Source organism: Candidatus Tisiphia endosymbiont of Temnostethus pusillus (genome assembly GCF_964264675.1).
In the GTDB taxonomy this organism is placed as follows: domain Bacteria; phylum Pseudomonadota; class Alphaproteobacteria; order Rickettsiales; family Rickettsiaceae; genus Tisiphia.
The window spans coordinates 492,596-513,261 of the sequence record NZ_OZ183472.1 but is presented as its reverse complement, the minus strand read 5'-3'; the positions used below and the strand labels follow the sequence as shown (position 1 = coordinate 513,261).

Sequence of the window (20,666 nt, the reverse complement as noted above, 5' to 3'; positions counted from 1 at the left end):
GCTTACTCTTCTTTTAACTCTTCTATTTCTTTTTTTAACTGTTCTATTTTTTCAATAGTTAGTTTTGTATATTTAGCTATTTTTTCTATTGGCTCATTATCAATTAACATTTCTTTTGCCACAACTATAGCTTTTTCTTCAATACCTTCAGCTTTGCCTTCAGCTTTGCCTTGATTAAAATTTTCTGCTAGAGCAAGTTCTTCTGCATCTTCCTGCAATTTGGTTCTAATATATAAGTCATATTCTGCTGGGGTAAGCTTATACCGTTCAATCATATGGTAAGCATCTAATACCTTACTGCTCTTAATATCTTTAGGTGGTTCTGTCTCTTGTGTTGCACATTTGAATAGATGTAACCACTCATCAGCAACACTCGCTAATTGTGTTTTTTTAAATTTTCCAAGCTCTATGAATACATAAGAGAGGTCAAATAAATATTGTTTATTAGTAGTAGTCTCAATATTTTTATGAATACTTATATAAGGCACTTTTTTGTCAAATATTCTATTTTTTATCAATGAAATAACTATTACTGGCAATAAATCCAAGTGAGTTAAACCTTCTGTAAGTTGCCCAACATATGAATGGGCAGAATAATATTGTACTCTTTTTAGATAATCGGTTTCATTTTTTTTCTGCATTTCGATAATGTACCAGTTTCCTGATTCATCCTTAACTTTTAAATCAAATACACTTCTCCTACCCTTATGAATCCCTGCTAATTCTTCTACTGGAATAAATTCAATTTCCTTAATTCTGTACATTTCAGATAAATCAAGAACACTATTAAGAAATTCTTTTAAATTCTCCTTATTACGGAAGATTTTCTTAAACAAACTATCATTTGTTGGATCTAAATATTTTTCCATATCAATTACTCCCTTTTCCTTCAATATTATCAACTCCATCATCTTCTGAAGCCTGCGAGCATATATATAGGAACAACGCCCGATGTCCTTCTAGAAAGGCAGTGTACTCACTTTCTTGCCGAACAAAATTGCTGCGATATATGCCACTCATTTGAGCTAAATCCTCTAATATTATTTTACCATCTTCTCCACTAAAAAGCTTGCAATAAATTGATTTTAATTGCTCTTTTGTTAGTAAATTTGATGGGGATGAGGAGTTAATTGATAGTTTCATGTACTCCTTACCCTTGTATCTGTTGTTGTTGCTGTTGTAATTGTTGCATTTGCATCATCTTACGTTGTTGTCTAAGCTGTAGTACTTCTTGTTCACTCTTGAGGATTGAGTTTGGGGCTTCTCGTAGTTCAAAAAATAGTTTAAAACACTCATCCCAGTTAATATTATCATAAATCTCAGGAAAAAAGTTACTTATACCACTTCTTTGGAAAAAACCTAATACCTGTTCAACGCTGGATATTGCTGATGTTTTCTGTACCCTTGATAATGGTGACACATATTCAAGCTTTATCTCAGGCGGGCTATTTGCTCCCTCTAAGATTGGTACTCTGTTATATTTAATCAATGTTTGATATATTGCCATGATTAACGGATTTAACAACTCACTCTCAATTCTTCCAACCATCGGGGACATTAAACGGTATTGTTCTTCTGTTCTAATTTGTACCTCAGTGGCAGTCATTTCTTTGTTTTCTTTCTGCATTCTAAAAATATCAACATAGAATGCCTTAAATATAGCATCGCGGCATTGATTCTGCTCGATTTCAGTCGGTAGGATATTCTCCATACCAGTTAGGGGTATTATTTTATCTGCCATACCATTACGGTAAAAATTAACACTGCCCGGCGTAGTATATAGCGGTAAGTAATATCCATCTTTTGGCACTAATAATGGTGGGTCTAGCTGTTTCTGTGCTACTTTTAGGGTAATTTGTCTTAAACTATTGAGTAGTTTAATATCAGGTAGCACATGATGAGCAGGAGCGTAGCCATATACTTCACCTTCTTCTTTTACCCATCGCGTGACAAAAAATGGGAAATAAGAATAACCTGACTGACTAATAATTTTTTGCTCAGCTAGGTAGATATATTCTGAGCTATAATCTAATGTTGATGAGCTAGATGTTGAAGGACTGGCTGCCGTTGATTTTCTGCCTCTACTTTTCTGATTTTGAGCTTGCGGGCTAACTATGTGCAATATTTCTACTATTTCATCAGGATTCCGGGCTAACCTCTCCTTGAAAGGGGCAAAATCTGACCATTTAGCTGACGCGGTTTTAATTGGCATGCTAAATAGTCGGTACATTGTATTAACAAAACCAAACTTGTTCTCTTCAAAATAACATTCCTGTAAATTAATATTACGAAAGAACAGAGTTTGTGCTAATTCTAAATCTTCTTCAACATAGAATATCGCAGTGCCAAAAGCTGATAAATTCAAGAAAAATTGATGAATCTGACTATAAAAATTAGAAGCTGGATTATTGAATATATCCATTAGGGTTTTTTCTAGCATTTGGGCTAGCATGTTGCGTTCGGCGGTGGTTAAATATTGCTGTTGCTCATCATTTTCAGCGACTATAGTAAGGTTAAACCAGTTCATTGCTGGGTTTACCAGCAAGCTCTGTAAACCTGATGCTAATTGCTCCCTTGACCAAATAGAAGTTGAGTCAAATATTACCTTATTACTCTCCGTTTGTGGACAAACATATTTCTTCAACTCATCCCATATATGATGCCATTTCTCCCGCTTGCTCTTGAGATTATCAAAATATTCAATTTTTTTGTTTAAATCATTATCAGCCATAAGATGTCACCATATTTGTGTTGTAATTACTACGTGTTGCGTTTGGATTTATGGTTGAGTTTGTGTTTAAATAAGGCTCGCCCAACTTCTTTGACACTTTCTTGAGTTTCTTAATAAACTCATTGTCATATAACACCTCATAGTTATACTTTTTACCACTAGCTGCCGTCATACTAGGCAAACCAAGGGTTAACCCCTCAATATCCTTAAGCGACACGATCTTGCCAAGAGATTCGTGTAATGGCGGCAAATCTTTTAATCGTGGCACTGACCTCATGCCAAAATGTTCCAAAGCTTGTTTTAGACCACCAAGCTCAGGTATGGCTCTTTTTTCTAATCCTGATGGACCGTATCTTGCTATTCGTGACAAATCAGCACCTATACTCGGATCATTGTTGTTAAGATTAATTCTGTCAAAACCAGCAAGTTTACGACTAATATCGGATTTGTTCATATAATGACCAATACCAACAAGCGGTGATAACATTTTGATTCCCGAACCTATCCCAGCAAGTATTGAACCCTTAACACCAATCGCTCCTAAGCCTGCCCCAAGTCCAAAAGTTAAAGCTGTTAGCCCCAATCCTTGTGCTAGCCCAGTATCTCTTGCAGATTTTTGATACTTACCAGCTCGCCAGTCTAAATCCCTGCTATAAGCATCTAACTGGCTTTGAGCAGCTTCCCCATAACTTCTTAACTGGTTTTGCAACCCTTCAGCATGCGACCGCTGCCTTGTATAGTTAGCAGTGATTTGCTCTTGTCTATTCTGTTCTTGTTTGCATTGTTCAATCATGCTGAGCAATTGTTGTCTAGCATTATCAAAGTTACTAGTATCCTGCGACAATCGATTTTGCTGTGATTGATAGTTAGTAAGCTGATGTTCAAGATTAGCTTTCTCCCTTGTTAGCTGTTGATGCTCTTTGGTGATGCTATCCATCGAATGGCGTATTTTGCTTTCTGTTTCACTACGTTGATTTTTTAACAATTCAACATCTTGCTTATATTTATTAATATGGCTACCGGCTTCCTCTTCGGTTAAACCTTTCAAGCTTTCTTTTCGCTGGACTACTTGATCATACAGGTTTTGGAACTGACCCGGTAATTGCTCTACCTCGCTTATCTTTGCATCAAGAGCAGGAGCTTTTTGTGTAAATGCTGCAAAAGCTTGTTTTAGCTGATCAGCTGATGTGACCAAACTAGCTCTTTGTGATTCTATATTTCTTAAGCCACTCTCATATTGTCGAGTATGATAATCTAGTTGGTGTTGCATATCATAGCTTCTCATGCTAGCTTGATACTGTTGCTCCTCTAGAGAGTGTAAGTCCTGCTGAGCTTGTTGCAATTGCTGCGACAAATTATTGATAGTATTTTGTGCTTCACTCGCATAACTACTATAACGATCTCGTGACTCATTATAGAGGTGCTTCTGTCTTGATGTATCAGCTCCAGTAATGTACCTGTTCCTAGATGCACCAACTGCTAAAGCACTAAGTCCTAGTAAACCTAATATTGGCCACATATATTACTTTGCCTTAATTATTTATTAATTACCATTATCTATTATTGCATCATCAATTCTTGCTTCTTCTGCTCCATCATCTTTCCAACGCATTGTAATCATTCATTACTTTACGATATTGTAATATATTATATTGCGATTGTTGTTGCTCATTACCAGTTTTTACATCCATCGCCATATAACAAAAGCTTTCGGGGTGAGTAGACTGAAGCATTGCAGCTTCAGCCCCTCTCAGAACGGTGCGTGAACCTCTCAGCTCACACCGCTCCCACCATTTTAGCCTTTGGATATATTCCTAATTTCCAATGTATAAAAGCTTCAGGATTAAGATTTGCTAATCTATTTAGATATTCTCTTGCACGTCTTTTATGCCATGCAAGTTTCTTATATTTTCTTCTAACCCACCGCTCCAAATACCAATTCAGGTGCTTCCATATGTTGTGCATTGCCGATGGATAAAACTGCCCATAATAGTTATACCAACCTCTTAACTCAGCTTTAAACATTTCCGAAAGTTCAGATAAGGACTTGTCATTCTTAAGCTGAATGTGCCAACTCCTTATGGTTTGTATGATTGCTTTCTTAGAGTTATTACTTATCGCAGGTAAGAAATTTGGATGAACCATGCCTTGTTTGTTTACACATCTTCTTGGTCTAAAACTATATCCGAGAAAGTCAAAGCTGATTCGTTCATATTCATCACGACGATTATTGTCCTTACAATATATAATACCCGACTTATCAGGATGTATCGTAAGGCCACATTCCTGGAATCGTTGTCTAATAACTTGTAACACATATTCTGCCTGTTCTTGACTCTGACAATGGAGTAAACCATCATCAGCATAACGACAAAATGCTACACTTGGCATTTCTCTTCTTACCCATGCATCAAATACATAATGTAAAAATAAATTTGCTAATATTGGACTTATCACTCCTCCTTGAGGTGTTCCCTTATCGCGCATAATAATATTTCCATCTTTATCTTGCAATGGTGCTTTAAGCCACCTTTGTACGTAAAGTAGTACCCATTTGCACTTACAATGTTTCTCCAATGCTTTCATTAATAGTTTGTGATCGATATTATCAAACAAACCTTTGATATCAAATTCAACAACAAAGTCATATTTCCAGCATCTTGCTCTTGTAACTGCTATGGCATCATGTGCAGATTTCTTTGGGCGATAACCATATGAATCTTCGTCAAATATGGGCTCAACTAATGGCTCAAGTACCATCTTCACTACAGTTTGTGCTATTCTATCCGAAATAGTTGGAATCCCAAGGATTCGTTCTCCACCTGATTTCTTTGGAATAGGCACAGCTTTTACTGCAGGAGGAAAATAGCTGCCTGAGGACATACGATTCCATATCTTATACAAATTATCTTTTAGGTTTCGCTCAAATTCTTCCATAGTTTGTTGTTCAACTCCTGCTGCACCTTTATTATTCTTAACACATTGGTATGCTTGCCATACATATTGCTTAGAAATTTCAAAAGGCTTTACTGTCTTCATAAGCTCCTCCTAAATAAATTTAGTTGACACTGTGATGAACAGCTAAAATGGTCAGACACCTTCACTCCATTGCCATTACAGCAACTTCATCATTACTACATGTCTGTCCGCCCCTGTGTATACGCATCAGTACTATCAGCCTCACGGTTTTATTTCCGCTTGTACCTTTCCTTTAACATCGTTGCACAGGTTCCCGTGTTCAGCTTGAAAGCCTTGACTTAAGCTCACGCCACCTCTATGCCGGATGCCACCTAGCCAGTAAACAGGTTCCCGCTAAATTTATCCCAAAGCAACATCACCTCCTTGGTTTTGACATCATCTGAAGCACTTTCGACACTTGAACGGTGGTTCACTGTTGTTCGTCTTCTTAAGTCTATACCTGACACCTCAAGGATGCCTTTTCTGCATCGCTCACGACAATGCCCTTAAACAATTGCCGCATGCAGTGGTTTGCAGCCTATTCCTGTAAATCGACTGCGAAGGACCTACCTTCATCTCTCAAGCCGCTTGGCACGGCACACTGATATCAGTTGCTCTAGATGAACTAGAATGTACTCCTCTTTTTGTAGCATCAAACTCGTAAAGTCCGTTAATGCCACGCTGACATTTCTCAGCATCTATTCGGCACGTGCCTAGCAAATTTCTTGCTTTAGTTATCATCTCTTCCCGTAAATATTTCCTACCAATAGCAAAAGGTGAGAAGCCTACTTTCTCTGCTACCTCATTAGCTTGTTGTAGCCTAGTATCCAAAGTTGGCATTTGTCTTCGGCTCATATCATGGGGCAATACGTTACGTCCATATTGATACGGTCTAGTCCTTAAATGATTCAAGTAAAACTCTAAATCCTTACCCCTGTTCATATAAAAGTCAATAATATCGATAGAATCTTTTTTTTCTTGAACAAACCAAATCACCGTATAATCAACAATCCCTATATCCCAGTAAGTATGAACCTGATAGCTTGCATCAAATGGCACATAGCCAATACGTCCTTGACTTTCAGCAAGCCGTAATTGTTCAACAAAAGTACCACCTTGGTCAGCTCTCTTGTAACGATAAGCAGCAAAGTCACAATAAAACTCTCTTTGAATCTCTTCGTTACTCATGTCGACTGAAGTCAACTTGTCTTTATCAACTAATGGCTGCCCCTCATGATCAGTAGTATCTTCAATAGTTTTTATTTGGCAAAATACTTCAGGATTATCTTGGTGTTTCCGGTATAATTCTTCACCATGTGTCAATTTTGGATTATCGGAAGGAGTATACAAATAAAGCAGCCATCCATTATTACGAATTACCATCGGCTCTATAACGCAGCTCATAGCTCGTGGATCATGGTAAGAATATTCCGAGATAACTGCTCCCTTAATACCGCTACCCCTGATAGTAGCATAACGGTCACTACCAACAAACTGAATCACTGAGCCATTTTTAAATAATATCCGTTGCTTATATTGCTGACTACGAGCAATAATCCCTTTAGGAATAAACGACATATAAGGACGCCCTGATAATGTCATACCATCCCATATGCTCATTTTAGCTTGATTATAGGTAGGATAGACATACCAGTAAATGCCTACTTCTCGAATGGCACTAGCAGTGATCCAATTAATACCCATAATATCCTTGCCAGCTCTTCTATGCCAAATGGCTATAGCTTTCTTACCACCTGAGTATAAATATCTCCACAAAGGTAGCTGGAATGGGTAGGGTGACCAATCTACCGGAAATTTAAGACTTTTAGAAGCAGAGCTAGCAACCTCTTTGCTGGCTTTAGTTGTACCAGTAGTCTTTATCCCCTTGCTCTTACTGTCCTTTGGCAAGTGCATATTCTGCTTCATACGATTCTATTTCAAAATTAGCTACATCTATCATTTTTGACATTTCTTGGGCTTTTGCTGCTTGTTCAGCTTCATCACTATTTTTCCTATGGTCACCAGCATCATGCTTCCTCGTTTGATATTTTGGCGAATTAGCTTTAAGATATTCCAGCAACGACTTAGAACAATATTTTTTCTTAGTAGCAATTGCCTGATTATCCTTGTTATAAGTCACTTCCTCATAACCATTAATAGCCCTATCATATAACACTCCTTCTGCCCTATCTACCGCAATGGCTAAAGCTAAATTGACGCATTTGGCTAAATATTTATCGCTATTAATAATCCGGTGCAACCTAAGTGGCGAGATACAACCAGCCTTCTTAGCTGCAATAACGATGTTACCATGTTCACAAAGATATAATAGGAAATTAGAGATATCATCTATTGAGCCAAACTTACTAATGGTACTAGATGATATCTTTGCTAAATATTTTTCAAACAAACCATAATTTTTGATCATGTACATCTCTTTAAAAATTCCTTATAATTCCCTTTATTATAGCTGATTTTCAGGTTTTTTACCACTTGAAAAATAAAAACTAAAAAAGTGAAAATTTTTAATAACAAGTGATTAATTACCTCAAAAAAAGTTTTCGCGTGACGCCCCCTATACCCCATTTTTCGACGCGTACACCCCCCCGGGTGATTCCGCGGACAATTTTTGCCAAAAAATGTAAAAAAGTGACAAAATTTGCTAAAAATCTCAAAAAAATAGTTACAAACTGGTGAATTTAAGGACGGTCTTCTGCTTGGCAAGCAGAGGTTCGACCTTTGTAACCTGCATTACTCTCATATTTTCCAAATCCTTGCAATTTCATATGTGATTTTTATGTACTCTTCAACCTTCAGTAACTGGTTGATTATTATTAATTTGTTTGTAATCATCTTTTTTCTCAACTAATACAATTAGTTTCATCAACTTAACTACTAATTCAAGTTTTTGTTTATTATTGAAAGAATACCTTAAAATTTCGCAAATACAGACTCGTACAATAGTGTTATTTGTTTTTAACATATTTTTTAGCTAAAAATTAAAATCCTCTTATAAACATATTTAAAATAGCTTTAAGTGCTATTTGCCATAGCTTACAGTCCAGCCCTGCTATCAACTTTCATTAACTCAAAAGTATAATTTTGGCTATGGCACGCATCTTCCAAAGCTCTCCTGTAATTACTCCTAATCCAATCCCCAATAAAGGCAGTAGCTGGTTTGAGAATAAGCTTATTGCAAGTCGTATCTTCTTCAATTGCTTCTAACTTGCTAAACCAGGCTTTGTCCAAGTTCTCACCGTATAACTTTAACAAATATTTCCTTACTTTATACCATACTGACTCTGGATTTAGCCCACTTAGCTCTAAATCATAATCCGATACCTCTCTTTTGTTGGTAATACGCAATTGCTGAACATCTTTGCCATATACTTCTTGCACTGTCTTGAGCAATGTGCATTTGTCAGTTTCTGACAAAGAGATATCCGCTAGATCAATCTTGTATTCATCGTCACATACTCCAAAAAAACTGCACCTCTTCAGCAATTGATAAGCAGTACTAGGCTGCTGCTCAAAAGCTTCAACAATCTTGCGTTTCAACTGATTCAGTGGTTTAACGCCCTTACTATCTCTTATCTTTTGCAAATAAGCCTTTCTTGTCCTAGTAGCATTGTTCAGATCGAAGTTAAAATTTGGGTTATTTGCCACAGATGGTGGACGCCTTTCATGAATCAAAGTTATCTTCATGTAATTCAGTACTGCTTGCTTGCAGGCAAAGCGATTGTTAGGAGAATCTACGCTATGTTTAATCAATAGCTTGTTGACAAAACTCAATTCGTAATTACGACCTGTTGTCTTTCTTAACCAAGCAGCATCTTCTTCGGTCAATGGGTAAAACATCTCTAGCTTCCTACGTGAATACCAGCCTTTAGCCTGTTTGGTAATATCACTGAGCCACCTAGGCAATTTCCCACTAGCTTCTTGCTCAGACTCGCTACCTCCTGAATAGCCATCTGTTGAATCAGAATCAGAATCGTAATCTGACTCGTCATCAGTTGGAGCTACCTCAGAGGAATTGCAGGGTGATGCTTCATTTGCTGAGCTTACCGTTACCTCTGTAGGTAAATTAACACTTTGCTCCGTAGTTGAATCAATATCTGACAAAGTTTTTTCACCTCTTTTCGTCGTTACCTCAAGTGGTAAATTAACGTTTTGTTCCTCAGCTGATTCAGGCTTTGACACAGTTTGTCCACAGACTTGTCCACAATTTTCTTGATTTTTTCCATATCTAGATATTATAGATATATATATAGATGCGTTTTTTTGAAAATTTTTTACAGTTGGGTGGTAATTTTTTTCCGGTTGAATTGAAATTTTTTTATGGCTAAATTGAATATTTATGTAATTAGAATGATAAGAACTATTATTTCTTTTACAAAAATTCATAAATTTCTTAAGGAGTTTGATACATAAAATATTACGGCATTTTACGTTATGTTTGATCGTAGTAGTAATTAAAGTAAAATCAATGAATCCACTTGTTTGTAATTCTGTTAGACATTGTTTAACCCGTTTTTGACAAACTTCTAGTTCTTTCTCGAAAAAATGATAGCCTTCTTGTAATTCATCCGAATTTCTATAATTATCAGTCTTCATGCAAGAAACTATCAACGATAAAAGTTGACGAGACGTTTTACTTAATTGTTTACCACAATTGTTGGTAAGATTCCGCCACTCAGGCGGGACAAAATTACCGACTATGTTATAAAAGATAATATCTTGATTTTCAACTACAGAGCGAGAAAAAGTTAACGATTCTGTCATATTTCCTCCCCTTGTAATAGGGTTAAAAATAGATTTTCTTGTAGGTCAAATTTCAGGAAATTTGTCTGAGAAGTTACATATGAATTACATATGAAATTTTTAGTAAAATAAGAAAACTCTGAAAGGCTGATAAGGACTGGCGGGGCGTAGTGGACAATTTCAGAACCTCAACAAACACTAAATTACTGATTATTCAAACGCTTACAGTCCATTATTAAAGCTCTGTAACCTGATATTGTAAATCCATATTTTTCCCACAAAAAGCCATGCAGATTTTTAGTATTTGTTTAACATGTTGATGCTCTTTTATTTTAGTATCATATTTCCTATCAATAATTTGTTGTAGACCAAACCCTGCTATAGTCGTTAAATCTTCTGAAGGTTTAGCGATTTTATACTCAATCACCATGGCCTTATCACCTTTACCAACTTTAGGAATCATGATTACGTCGGCTCGACCACTACCAGATTCTTGCTCACTTGATACTATATAGTTAGAAGCTAGCATATTAACAAATCCGAGCATAAAGCCACTATAAAATAATTCGGCTTTTTTTTCTCCTACTTGGTGGAAACTAGTGCTACCCAGCAGTAACTCCTGCATTCTTTGCTTAAACTCCTCTATTTTGCCATCTATTAACAAGCTAATAAATGAGTAGTACCTAGAACTATCAATGTTTATTTGTTTGCTGACCCATTGGAGTACTCTTTTTTCATAAATATATTTTACCTCATAATTAGGAATAGATAGTTCATAAATATCTCTTTCTGGCATTTTAGCATGTGGGTTTAAATAGCCACTAAATAACAATAAACTTAACAACCCTTCCGGCTGACCAATGTCCGTGAAACTGATATGCTTGGTAATGCTAGAAACGATAGGTTTACCAGCGGCTAATGTTTGAATATCCTGCTGCATCTCATCCGATAACAAGACGTGGTCGATCCACCCAGTGCCACCACTATCAATCCAATAATGATCTAGCTTCCCTTTACTTGCTAAGCATCGCATAATTGACCAAGGATTATAGATAGTTTCACCACCAAATTTATAGCCATTATACCAATCCTTAATTTCTTCTAGGCTAGTATCAAGTGGTACTTTAGTTAATAACTCTTCTACTTCTCTTGCTGTGAACCCGTAAACTTTGCCAAATGGCTCATCTAACAAACTATATTCACTAACATTGTTTAAACCAGAAAATAATTCAGCTTTGGCAATCCGTAAAATTCCTGTAATAACTCCCCTTTCAACTGGCAATTCTTGATCGCCAGTTTCCTTTTTAAAGGTAGATTTCATGATGCCACGAAAAATTTCTAACACTTTCTGAAATTCTGCCTCATTAGTGCCAAACCAGCGGTAAGCACTATTAATTGGCGTATCATATTCATCGATCAATACCCAAGGCTTTCTATTATAATGTTTGTAAAGCAAATGGCTTAAAATAGCCAAACTATTTTTGATATTGTCTAAAGTTACCTCGCCAAATAAATATTGGTTGAAATCTGCTATCTCACTTGTTTTAAGTTTGTTACTATCACTTAAATAACTATGAGCCTGAAATAATTTCCGTAACTGGCTTTTTACACCTTGTTCAATATCGTGATAGCTTGAACCTTCCACGCTTTTAAAGGTGATGAATATTACGGGAAATTGCCCTTGACGTTTCATTGCATTTTCACAAGACGCTATCTTTAAAGGTTGCAATTTTTTTGCTTCGTCAAACCCCAAATCTACTTCTCCCCCAACAAATAATTTATAATTTACTCGTTCTTGTGGTGGCAGAGGATTCCCCTCATTGTCTAGCTCTATTTCTAGAAAGCGTCTGACCATATCCATATTAATACTTTTCCCCCAACGTCTTGGTCGAGTAATTAGAGTCACTGCTCCATTATCCTCTAGCAATTCTTTGATCATTAGGCTTTTGTCAACGAATACATCACTGTTTAATAATAATGTTTTAAAGTCATCAGTGCCAACAAACATCTTTGGCTGATAATTACCATTACTCTTAGTTTTTTCTTCTGTCATTGATTTTACTGTTTTCTACTAACTATATAATACTATTATACACTTTTTTATTGTACACTAATAGCAACTTAAGTCAATTCGGGATAAGGATATTGAGAACATGTAGATTAAAATCAAATTTTGTTGAAGGTTTATTTTTCTTTAATGAATAAGCAACAAGAGTAGATAATATATGGACAAAGGCATTTATTGGTGATCTATGTCTAGTATGTTCAAGGTTCATTTTATTTTTTAGATAATCAAAAACTGTTTCAATTAAGTTACGCTTTCGAAGTAAGATTTTTTCTTTCAAATCCATTAATTTATTTTCCATATTCTTCTTAATTCCATGAATCATTTTTAAGCCTCTTTCATATAAATTTAAGAACAAATTTTGCTTAATATAACCTTTATCAGCTGCTATAATTCCAGTTAATCTTTTTGTTAACTCCGGTACTGGAACCCTATCATCTACATTGCCTTTGGTCACTTTTAATGCCATAAACTCCCCTTTATTATTGATTATTACATGTAATTTAAAACCATAAAAATACCCCATAGAGGATTTACTATGTTTGGCTAATCCTTTAAAAACTTTATTGCTATAACGCCTTTTATTGTGACAAGCTCTAATCGTTGTAGAGTCAATAAAATAAATACCTGTTTCCTCACCAAACAACAAATGAATCAACATATTTAGCGGTATGAATAATCGTGCCATTAATTCAACAAATCTATTATAACTCAAGGCTTTAGGGAAATCATCCTTATGCATGCACTCTATATAACTTTTATAGAAAAATTTAAAATTCTTAGCATAGGATGTATGAAACATAATTATTATTGTTAACATTTCACTTAAACTCATGCTACAACAGCGATTTCTCTGCTTATTTGATGGTAATAACTTTCTCTGTTCATACTCCAAATAAATTTTACAAAAATCATCTATAAAACTATATAATTCTGTGATATCTTTTTTCATGCCTGTAGTTTGTTTTTTTGTTTAAAAATATAAATACTGCAGGCACTCCTTTTTGACAATCCTTTTATCTATTACTATTTCATCTATATCTTATCCCGAACTGACGTTATACCATTTCTTTCCTTAAAAAATGATAAAATTACTTCCCATGCTTGTTCTTCTATGTAATACTTCATACTGGTAGTTCCTTTTTTTGATAACTAGAAACTACCATTTCTTCTTACTATGGCAACTTTTTATTCCTCTTTCCTAACTATAATTTTTGTCAACAGAACCTAGCACCCACATATATAGATCTCTTTACATTTGTGTTTGTTAAAGTATTTTATGTGATTAGGTTGCTCTAGTAGTGCTAAAGTTCCAATATATTGCTCAGGAATATGTTGTAGGTCTATCAAATAATAAGGCTCATAAGATGTATGCCGATTATTTACCAACTTTATCTTTTTATCCTCAGTAAAAGCTATTTCTACACTATTTAGAGGTATAGAAAGTCCTATTCCTAAAGCTTTTAGATAGGCTTCCTTACCTGACCATAATTTATAAAAAATTTCTCTTGTATTGGAATTAACCAAATCCTTAAATAAATTAATTTCACTATTGGTAAATATATTTGCATTTATCAGCCAGCTAACATCGTCTTCTTTAGTTAATTCTATGTCGATACCCACTTCATTATGTCTAGTAAATGCTAGAACTAGCAACTCATGAGAATGCGAAACATTAAATGATAATCCTATTATGTTGTTTTTTAACTTAGGTTTGCCATATTCATTATATTTAAATTGTACATCGTTCACTGATATTCCGGTATAACCAGCTATTATGGACCTCAATAAACATCGTCCCTGAATAAACTTTATTTTATCTCTTGCAAAATAAAATTTTTCTGCCCGTTCTTTCTCATCTGTTGACAGGTAAGAATATTGTAAATCTAAATCTTTCGGATTTTCTAGTAGATAAGTACTCCAAATATGCACCTCATTTATTTTTAGAGACTCAGTATTAGATATTTGCCGAGTAGAAATCATAGCTCTTACCATCTATAATGGACTGAAAAATCAAGACAAAAAAAAGATAAATTTGTTTCCTATTTTGCATTTATTAAGCAGCAATTTGCATGTAGTTTTGTATATAATTAAGATAAACATGCATAGGTTTTTTATAACCAATAGCTGAATGAAATCTTTGATAATTATATTTATTCATATAATTATCAATACCATTTTTTAGTTCTTTAATATTGCTAAAATCATTAATAAATATATAATTGTACTTCAAGGTTCTAAAAAATCTCTCAATAATTATATTATCAATACTCCTGCCTTTATACTCAATTAACCTGAAGAGTTGGCAAAATGATTAAAAGTTATAGTCTGAAATTGGTCAGTTATAAGAGTAAGCAAATTACCTTTGTATTTATCAATATTAGCAAAAAATCTATCTATAGCTTCTGAGAATTGAGCAAAATTATGGTAAAATTTATTATTTGTTACAATTCTATGCATAAATTTCCATAATCGTTCAATCGGATTAAGATTAGGGCTATAGGGAGGTGAAAATACTAATTCTATTTTGCTATTTACTAGATACTCCTTTACTTTCTTTGACTTATGATACCCAGCATTATCACAAATCAAATATATCTTCTCTTTATTAGGATTTTCTGCTTCTAATTTTTGTAGAAAATTGATTATATAATCACCGTTTACTTTAGGATTATCTGTGCTAACTAATTGCAAATCAGATAAATTAATTGCTCCTATTAAATGCTTCCTTTTCCAGCCACTAAATGTTGGTAAAGTTTTATTTTGATTCTTTCTGATCCAATCATAACGGGCTTTTGTTTGATACTGAGGATGAACGCTATCCATAAAATATATAGCTTCTTTAGCCTTGAGAGTACCTTTTAACAAACTATATTCTAGCTTAAATAGTTCTTGCTTATCTATATCAAGCTTGCCGGGTACGATCTTTGGCTTCTTATATACAAAGCCTAATCTGATTAATAGTTTTGTTACTCCTGCTATTGTATAGGTAACACCGTATTTTTCTTCTATGTAATTGCTGATATCTTTGGCATAAACATAATTACATATTTCTAAATGCTCTATTAACTCTTTCTCTTCTAGCTCACTTAGCTTACTTGCACTACCACCGGTAGCTGTCTCTAATTTATTAAATTTTTGATAATCTCTTACATGCTTTCTTATAGCTTCTTCACTTAACAGCAATGCTTCTGCTATTTCTCCATAGCTCCAACCTTTATCATACAGCAAAACTGCCTTAATTCGGTCACATACTCTCCTATCTCGTTCATTACCATGACCTGACTTCAGTACCGTTCTTTGTTCAGATGTTAAAATATTTCCCATTATCATATTCTAGCTTCTTTCTTCTCTTCCTTCAACTCTTCATTTACGAGCAGTATACCATGCATTGAGATTTGAATGCTATGATCTTTCAATATCTGTGTATGGTCATGGCTAGTATATTGACTGCCTTGGTCACTATTAAATATTTTTGGAGCTTTGTATTTATTAAGGGCATCTTTTAATACATCAGTTACCAAAGTCACATCCATTGAATTTGATAATTTATAACTCAATATGGCTTTACTATACCAATCTATAATAGCACATGGTCTCACTAGTCAAACTAGTGGCTTACCTATCATTGAGTTAGCTGCAACCTATAACGTAGCGAACGCGACTTTTTATATTCACACTCTGCTTCAAGAGGCTTCTTTAACACATCCTACACAGTATTAGTAGGGGGTTCATTTGTTAAATTGTAATAACTCCTTGAAACAACTTTATAAATATTAAGTTGGCTATGAATTTGGTGAAGATATATATACTACATGCAAAAATATTGAGACTTTGTGGTACATAACACAAAGTGCATCTAACAGCTATTATATTAAAAATACCTATCGCAAAACCTTGTAGAAAGAATGATAGTATATACAAAGAAAAAAATGAATATTGATATAGCAAAAAATATGCAAATATGGTTACAATAAGACTAAGGCTTAATAATGAATTGGGTTTATACTTTTTTAAAATACTAGGTACAGAAATAAATGATATGCACCCACCAAGCCCTTTAAAAAACATTAATATCCCTACGCTTTCGATTGAGAGGCTCATATTCCATTGGATAAAGAATGACGCGAAAGTTACCACACTCGTGGAAATGCCAAAATAGCAACAAGATATCACAAGATAAATTATAAAATTTTTATCCTTGTATAGTTTGTAATTTCTATCCATTAGAGGAATAGAGTTGCTCCAGTTACTTTGTTCCGCACTAGAATAAATAGCGGCAAGCAAGTTTAATATAACTAAAATAAAAAGGATATTAATAAATAACATGTTATTCCAGTTATAAAAATGTACAATAACATCGTATATTAATGGGACTATGGAGCCTATACTAAGTATTACAACACCATAAATAGAAGACACCTTAACAAATTGCTGATCTCTAAAATAGTGATTAATTATAATTAGGGAAGACGGATTAAAAACCCCCACCCCTATTCCTTGAAAACACCTCGCAATAATGACTAGTATAAAATTGTTGTTCATGTAATAAATAGCAATAGTGCCAAATAAATACAGGTAAGATGCGAATAATAGTATCCTATATAAAGAGATAAATTTAGTGGCAAAAGGTAATATTAGTGTAGTGATTGATGAACATAATAAGTAAACATAAAGAATCCATAATATATTATCTATAGGAAAATCAACACAATGATGGATTTTGGGTAAAACTAGATTAATTAGTGATGTATCAATGACATCAACACATGCCAAAAAACTAGCTAACATAAGAATGTTATTCATAAATAAGTAAGATTATAATATCATTATTGCTTCTATTTCTATTTGCGCTCCTTTAGATAAACTGGTCACAAATACCCTAGATCTTGCTGGATAAGGTGGATTAAAAAATCGAGGTATTACTTTATCAAGGTAATAAGATGAGTCTTGATGGGTTAAAAAAACGTTTAATTTAACAATTTTATTTAGAGTACCACCTGCTGCCATACAAACCTCACTTATATTCTCAAAACATTTAATAAACGCTTGTTCATAATTATCTTTTACTAAAATATTAGTTTTGATATCGATAGGTAACTGCCCACTTAAAAACACCACATTGTTAACTTTTATGGCTTGCGAATATTTCCCTCTAGGCTGTGGAGCCTTACTTGTTGTTATTTCGATCTTTTCTATCATATAGAACCTTCCAATGTTATCCATGGATAATTCTTTTTATACTCTTCTTCAAATTTCTTTATCTGAACTTGGTATTTTAACACTATTGATAGTTCATCTTCTCCTTTTAGCAAAAATTTTTTATCTGATTCTTTTAGCTGAAAACTCGCTAAAAATTCAGTGGTTAAAATGGTAGATTTACCTACGTCAATTTTTAATAGCTGTCTAGACTTTGCATAGGTTACTAAGTTGTTGTAAGTGTGCTGATCAACCGTAACCAGCAAAAGAAAGTTTCTTATAGAGTTTTGATAGAAGATGTCTGCAAATGATGGAGCAATTACTGCCTCAATGCCGAAATCCTTCAAAGCCCATACAGCATGTTCTCTACTTGAACCACAACCAAAATTCTTACCACATACTAGAATCTTTGACTGAGAGAAAGTTTGGTCATTTAAGATAAAATCCTTGTTTAATGTATGATCTTTATTGTACCTTAAATATGAGAAGAGATGTTTACCTAATTTCTTTGAACTGACCCCCTTTATATAATCTTTTGGGATAATCATGTCTGTGTCTATATTATCTTGATCGATGCAAGCAGTGAGTCCTTGTATTATTTCTTTTATTGCTTTTGTTGTCATAACTTTCTCACATCTATTATTTCACCAGCAATTGCTGCTGCAGCTACCATTGCAGGACTCATTAAATGAGTCCTGCCTCCTCTACCTTGACGACCTTCGAAGTTACGATTTGAGGATGAAGCACATCTTTGCCCAGCCTGCAACCTATCTGCATTCATACCGAGGCACATTGAACATCCTGGATTCCGCCATGAAAAGCCTGCATCCTGAAATATATGGTGTAATCCTTCATTTTCTGCCATTCGTTTTGTATATTCTGAGCCTGGTACCACAAGTGCCTCAACATGGCTTTTAACTTTTTTTCCCAAAACAATTTGGGCTGCTTCACGTAGGTCCTCTAGTCTGCTATTTGTGCAAGACCCAATAAATCCTTTGTCTATCTTAATACCTGCAATCTTTTGACCAGGTTGAAGACCCATATACGAGATAGATTGCAAAAATTGCTTTCTTATTGACTTATCCACCTCATTTATTTGCGGTATGTTTTCTTCAATAGAGACCACTGAATCTAAGTTGGTACCCCAAGTAGTCATAGGTGCTAGTGCCTGCACATCTAGGGTAACTCTCTTATTAAAAGTAGCATTATTATCTGAATATAAAGTACGCCAAAAATTAACAGCTTGTTCCCAGTAATGGGAAGTAGGAGCATATTTTTTGCCTTTCAAATAATTTATAACTTTATCATCAGGAGCTATAAGGCTAATCTGGAAACCAGCCTCGATTGCCATATTACACAAGGTCATTCTCGCATCTAACGATATATCACTAATCAGATTCCCTTGATATTCTATAGCATAACCTTTCCCCCCAGACGAACCTATTGTTCTAATCAAGTATAAAGCTATATCTTTGGTGTATATCCTTGGTCCAAGGTTTCCACTAATATTCACTAGCATTGATTTTGGCTTCTTTATGGAGATAGTTTGAGTAGCTAATACTTGCTCAATATCCGATGTTCCAATCCCAAAAGCTAATGCACCAAAGGCTCCATGCGTAGAAGTATGGCTATCACCACAAACAATACTTATGCCTGGTTGTGTAATACCAAGTTCAGGTGAAATAACGTGGACAATACCGTGTTCCTCAGTTTTTACTCCAAAATATTTTATATTATGACGATATGAATTTCTTTTCAGTGCTTCAACTTGTATTATTGATTCGCTATCATCATCTCGAATATTATCTTCTGTAGGAACGTTATGGTCAGCTACTGCAAAATGGCTATTTGAATTCCAAACTTTTAAGTTATTTTCTTTGAGTCCTTCAAACGCTAATGGGCTTGTTACTTCATGGATTAGATGCTTATCAATATGTAACAGTGATTTTCCGCTATCAAGTTTCCCTATTAAATGTATGTCCCATAGTTTATCAAGTAATGTTTTGCTCACTATCAAGTACCTTTTTCATTTTGTTAACTAAATTTATTGCAACTTCGCTTAAAGCATCATCCGTGCCAGCTGCAATATGAGGAGTATAAAAAACTTTAGGATGATTTATCAGTGGATGAGCGTAAGTGCATTTTAATGGATGGATGTGAAACGGCGGATCTGGCTCTAAAACATCCAAGCCCGCGTAACTTATTATACCTTGATCTATCGCGTCAATAAGTGCTTCATTGTCAATTATTTTACCCCTTGCAGTATTAATTAAGATTATGCCTTTTTTCATAATGCTAAAATAGTATCTAGATATAATATGAGTTGTGGATTGACATAGCGGGATATTAATACTTAAAATGTCAATATTACTAAAAAAAACCTCTAAGTTATTATACAACTCAAAATTAGTAACTCTATCTAAATGTGTACTACGTTGCTTATAATCAAAACCGTAGGTTTTAAGGCTAAGGTGTTCTAGTTTCCTGACAAGGCATGAACCAATGACTCCAAGACCTAGAACGCCTACCTTCATGTTTGAAAGATTACGACCTGTCCACATATCCCGCCTAAAATCATTTGCACGAGCCGCGTTGTGAGATTTTAAGATATTATGACTGAACATCAAAATTAGACCAATAATGAATTCTGCAACTGAAACTGCATTGCCCTCAGGTGACGTTATAACTTGGATACCTCTTTGTTTTACACTTTCAAAGTCCACGTTATCAACACCACTTCCCGCTCTCCCAATAACTTTGAGATTAGATGCTTTTAGTATAAGTCCTCTAGTAATTCTATTGTTACTTTTAATTATAATTGCATCATAATCCTCAATTATATGAAATATCTGTTCATATGTGTAAGTCCACCCTTCTTCAACTTCAGAGAAAGTCCTAAGCAAATTTATGCCACTCTCATGTATTTTGTCTAGTATTAATGTTTTAATCATG

18 protein-coding genes and 2 pseudogenes are annotated in these 20,666 nt (G+C 34.5%); all 20 read right to left on the bottom strand.

Translation table 11 applies throughout. From position 1 onward, the window contains the following. Positions 1-2 precede the first annotated feature (2 nt). Positions 3-869, bottom strand: coding sequence for an Rpn family recombination-promoting nuclease/putative transposase (locus ACFEL2_RS02505; protein WP_341751149.1), 867 nt, complete (start codon positions 867-869; stop codon positions 3-5). 1 nt (position 870) lies between these two features. After that, positions 871-1,143 (bottom strand): hypothetical protein, encoded by a 273-nt coding sequence (locus tag ACFEL2_RS02500; protein ID WP_375332167.1) that lies wholly within the window; start codon positions 1,141-1,143, stop codon positions 871-873. A 7-nt stretch (positions 1,144-1,150) separates the two neighbouring features. Continuing rightward, positions 1,151-2,731: a portal protein gene (locus tag ACFEL2_RS02495; RefSeq protein ID WP_375332166.1), complete on the bottom strand. Its 1,581-nt coding sequence runs from the start codon at positions 2,729-2,731 to the stop codon at positions 1,151-1,153. Continuing rightward, positions 2,724-4,250, bottom strand: a complete 1,527-nt coding sequence (locus tag ACFEL2_RS02490; protein ID WP_375332051.1) for a hypothetical protein — start codon at positions 4,248-4,250, stop codon at positions 2,724-2,726. The genes ACFEL2_RS02495 and ACFEL2_RS02490 overlap by 8 nt, the downstream gene beginning before the upstream one ends. A gap of 257 nt (positions 4,251-4,507) precedes the next feature. Then, the gene (ltrA, locus tag ACFEL2_RS02485) at positions 4,508-5,770 is read right to left on the bottom strand and encodes a group II intron reverse transcriptase/maturase (protein ID WP_375331612.1); all 1,263 of its coding nucleotides are present in this window, start codon (positions 5,768-5,770) and stop codon (positions 4,508-4,510) included. A 498-nt stretch (positions 5,771-6,268) separates the two neighbouring features. Further along, positions 6,269-7,615 (bottom strand): hypothetical protein, encoded by a 1,347-nt coding sequence (locus ACFEL2_RS02480; RefSeq protein WP_375332165.1) that lies wholly within the window; start codon positions 7,613-7,615, stop codon positions 6,269-6,271. Continuing rightward, on the bottom strand, positions 7,581-8,117 hold the full coding sequence (locus ACFEL2_RS02475) for a hypothetical protein (RefSeq protein ID WP_375332164.1): 537 nt from the start codon (positions 8,115-8,117) through the stop codon (positions 7,581-7,583). The genes ACFEL2_RS02480 and ACFEL2_RS02475 overlap by 35 nt, the downstream gene beginning before the upstream one ends. A 378-nt stretch (positions 8,118-8,495) precedes the next feature. Continuing rightward, entirely contained in the window at positions 8,496-8,672 is a 177-nt protein-coding gene (locus ACFEL2_RS02470; protein ID WP_375332163.1) for a hypothetical protein, read from the bottom strand. Between the two features lie 71 nt (positions 8,673-8,743). Next, on the bottom strand, positions 8,744-10,471 hold the full coding sequence (locus ACFEL2_RS02465; protein WP_375332162.1) for a DnaA N-terminal domain-containing protein: 1,728 nt from the start codon (positions 10,469-10,471) through the stop codon (positions 8,744-8,746). A gap of 214 nt (positions 10,472-10,685) precedes the next feature. Then, complete coding sequence (locus ACFEL2_RS02460; RefSeq protein ID WP_375332161.1) at positions 10,686-12,503, bottom strand: AAA family ATPase; 1,818 nt, start codon at positions 12,501-12,503, stop codon at positions 10,686-10,688. A gap of 73 nt (positions 12,504-12,576) precedes the next feature. Continuing rightward, complete coding sequence (locus ACFEL2_RS02455) at positions 12,577-13,467, bottom strand: IS982 family transposase (protein ID WP_375331961.1); 891 nt, start codon at positions 13,465-13,467, stop codon at positions 12,577-12,579. A gap of 275 nt (positions 13,468-13,742) precedes the next feature. Beyond that, positions 13,743-14,498, bottom strand: a complete 756-nt coding sequence (locus tag ACFEL2_RS02450) for a 4'-phosphopantetheinyl transferase family protein (RefSeq protein WP_375332160.1) — start codon at positions 14,496-14,498, stop codon at positions 13,743-13,745. Between the two features lie 73 nt (positions 14,499-14,571). Beyond that, positions 14,572-14,796 (bottom strand): annotated as a pseudogene (locus tag ACFEL2_RS02445) (integrase core domain-containing protein); the annotation flags it as partial. Between the two features lie 8 nt (positions 14,797-14,804). Then, positions 14,805-15,842 (bottom strand): IS630 family transposase, encoded by a 1,038-nt coding sequence (locus ACFEL2_RS02440; protein ID WP_375332159.1) that lies wholly within the window; start codon positions 15,840-15,842, stop codon positions 14,805-14,807. Between the two features lie 56 nt (positions 15,843-15,898). Then, positions 15,899-16,108, bottom strand: a pseudogene (locus ACFEL2_RS02435) (DDE-type integrase/transposase/recombinase); the annotation flags it as partial. A gap of 145 nt (positions 16,109-16,253) precedes the next feature. After that, the gene (locus tag ACFEL2_RS02430) at positions 16,254-17,306 is read right to left on the bottom strand and encodes an MFS transporter (protein ID WP_375332363.1); all 1,053 of its coding nucleotides are present in this window, start codon (positions 17,304-17,306) and stop codon (positions 16,254-16,256) included. A gap of 27 nt (positions 17,307-17,333) precedes the next feature. Further along, entirely contained in the window at positions 17,334-17,717 is a 384-nt protein-coding gene (locus tag ACFEL2_RS02425) for a RidA family protein (protein ID WP_375332158.1), read from the bottom strand. Continuing rightward, entirely contained in the window at positions 17,714-18,337 is a 624-nt protein-coding gene (gene leuD, locus ACFEL2_RS02420; protein ID WP_375332157.1) for a 3-isopropylmalate dehydratase small subunit, read from the bottom strand. The genes ACFEL2_RS02425 and leuD overlap by 4 nt, the downstream gene beginning before the upstream one ends. Continuing rightward, complete coding sequence (gene leuC, locus ACFEL2_RS02415) at positions 18,334-19,725, bottom strand: 3-isopropylmalate dehydratase large subunit (protein WP_375332156.1); 1,392 nt, start codon at positions 19,723-19,725, stop codon at positions 18,334-18,336. The genes leuD and leuC overlap by 4 nt, the downstream gene beginning before the upstream one ends. Continuing rightward, complete coding sequence (locus ACFEL2_RS02410) at positions 19,706-20,665, bottom strand: NAD(P)-dependent oxidoreductase (protein WP_375332155.1); 960 nt, start codon at positions 20,663-20,665, stop codon at positions 19,706-19,708. The genes leuC and ACFEL2_RS02410 overlap by 20 nt, the downstream gene beginning before the upstream one ends. Position 20,666 lies beyond the last annotated feature (1 nt).

Coding starts and splice junctions, on each gene's coding strand:
- leuD (WP_375332157.1), bottom strand. CDS start 18,337: ATGACAACAAAAGCAATAAAAGAAATAATACAAGGACTCACTGCTTGC.
- ACFEL2_RS02475 (WP_375332164.1), bottom strand. CDS start 8,117: ATGATCAAAAATTATGGTTTGTTTGAAAAATATTTAGCAAAGATATCA.
- ACFEL2_RS02470 (WP_375332163.1), bottom strand. CDS start 8,672: ATGTTAAAAACAAATAACACTATTGTACGAGTCTGTATTTGCGAAATT.
- ACFEL2_RS02410 (WP_375332155.1), bottom strand. CDS start 20,665: ATGATTAAAACATTAATACTAGACAAAATACATGAGAGTGGCATAAAT.
- ACFEL2_RS02440 (WP_375332159.1), bottom strand. CDS start 15,842: ATGGGAAATATTTTAACATCTGAACAAAGAACGGTACTGAAGTCAGGT.
- ACFEL2_RS02425 (WP_375332158.1), bottom strand. CDS start 17,717: ATGATAGAAAAGATCGAAATAACAACAAGTAAGGCTCCACAGCCTAGA.
- ACFEL2_RS02455 (WP_375331961.1), bottom strand. CDS start 13,467: ATGAAAAAAGATATCACAGAATTATATAGTTTTATAGATGATTTTTGT.
- ACFEL2_RS02450 (WP_375332160.1), bottom strand. CDS start 14,498: ATGATTTCTACTCGGCAAATATCTAATACTGAGTCTCTAAAAATAAAT.
- ACFEL2_RS02480 (WP_375332165.1), bottom strand. CDS start 7,615: ATGAAGCAGAATATGCACTTGCCAAAGGACAGTAAGAGCAAGGGGATA.
- ACFEL2_RS02465 (WP_375332162.1), bottom strand. CDS start 10,471: ATGACAGAATCGTTAACTTTTTCTCGCTCTGTAGTTGAAAATCAAGAT.
- ltrA (WP_375331612.1), bottom strand. CDS start 5,770: ATGAAGACAGTAAAGCCTTTTGAAATTTCTAAGCAATATGTATGGCAA.
- ACFEL2_RS02505 (WP_341751149.1), bottom strand. CDS start 869: ATGGAAAAATATTTAGATCCAACAAATGATAGTTTGTTTAAGAAAATC.
- ACFEL2_RS02430 (WP_375332363.1), bottom strand. CDS start 17,306: ATGTTAGCTAGTTTTTTGGCATGTGTTGATGTCATTGATACATCACTA.
- ACFEL2_RS02500 (WP_375332167.1), bottom strand. CDS start 1,143: ATGAAACTATCAATTAACTCCTCATCCCCATCAAATTTACTAACAAAA.
- ACFEL2_RS02490 (WP_375332051.1), bottom strand. CDS start 4,250: ATGTGGCCAATATTAGGTTTACTAGGACTTAGTGCTTTAGCAGTTGGT.
- ACFEL2_RS02460 (WP_375332161.1), bottom strand. CDS start 12,503: ATGACAGAAGAAAAAACTAAGAGTAATGGTAATTATCAGCCAAAGATG.
- ACFEL2_RS02495 (WP_375332166.1), bottom strand. CDS start 2,731: ATGGCTGATAATGATTTAAACAAAAAAATTGAATATTTTGATAATCTC.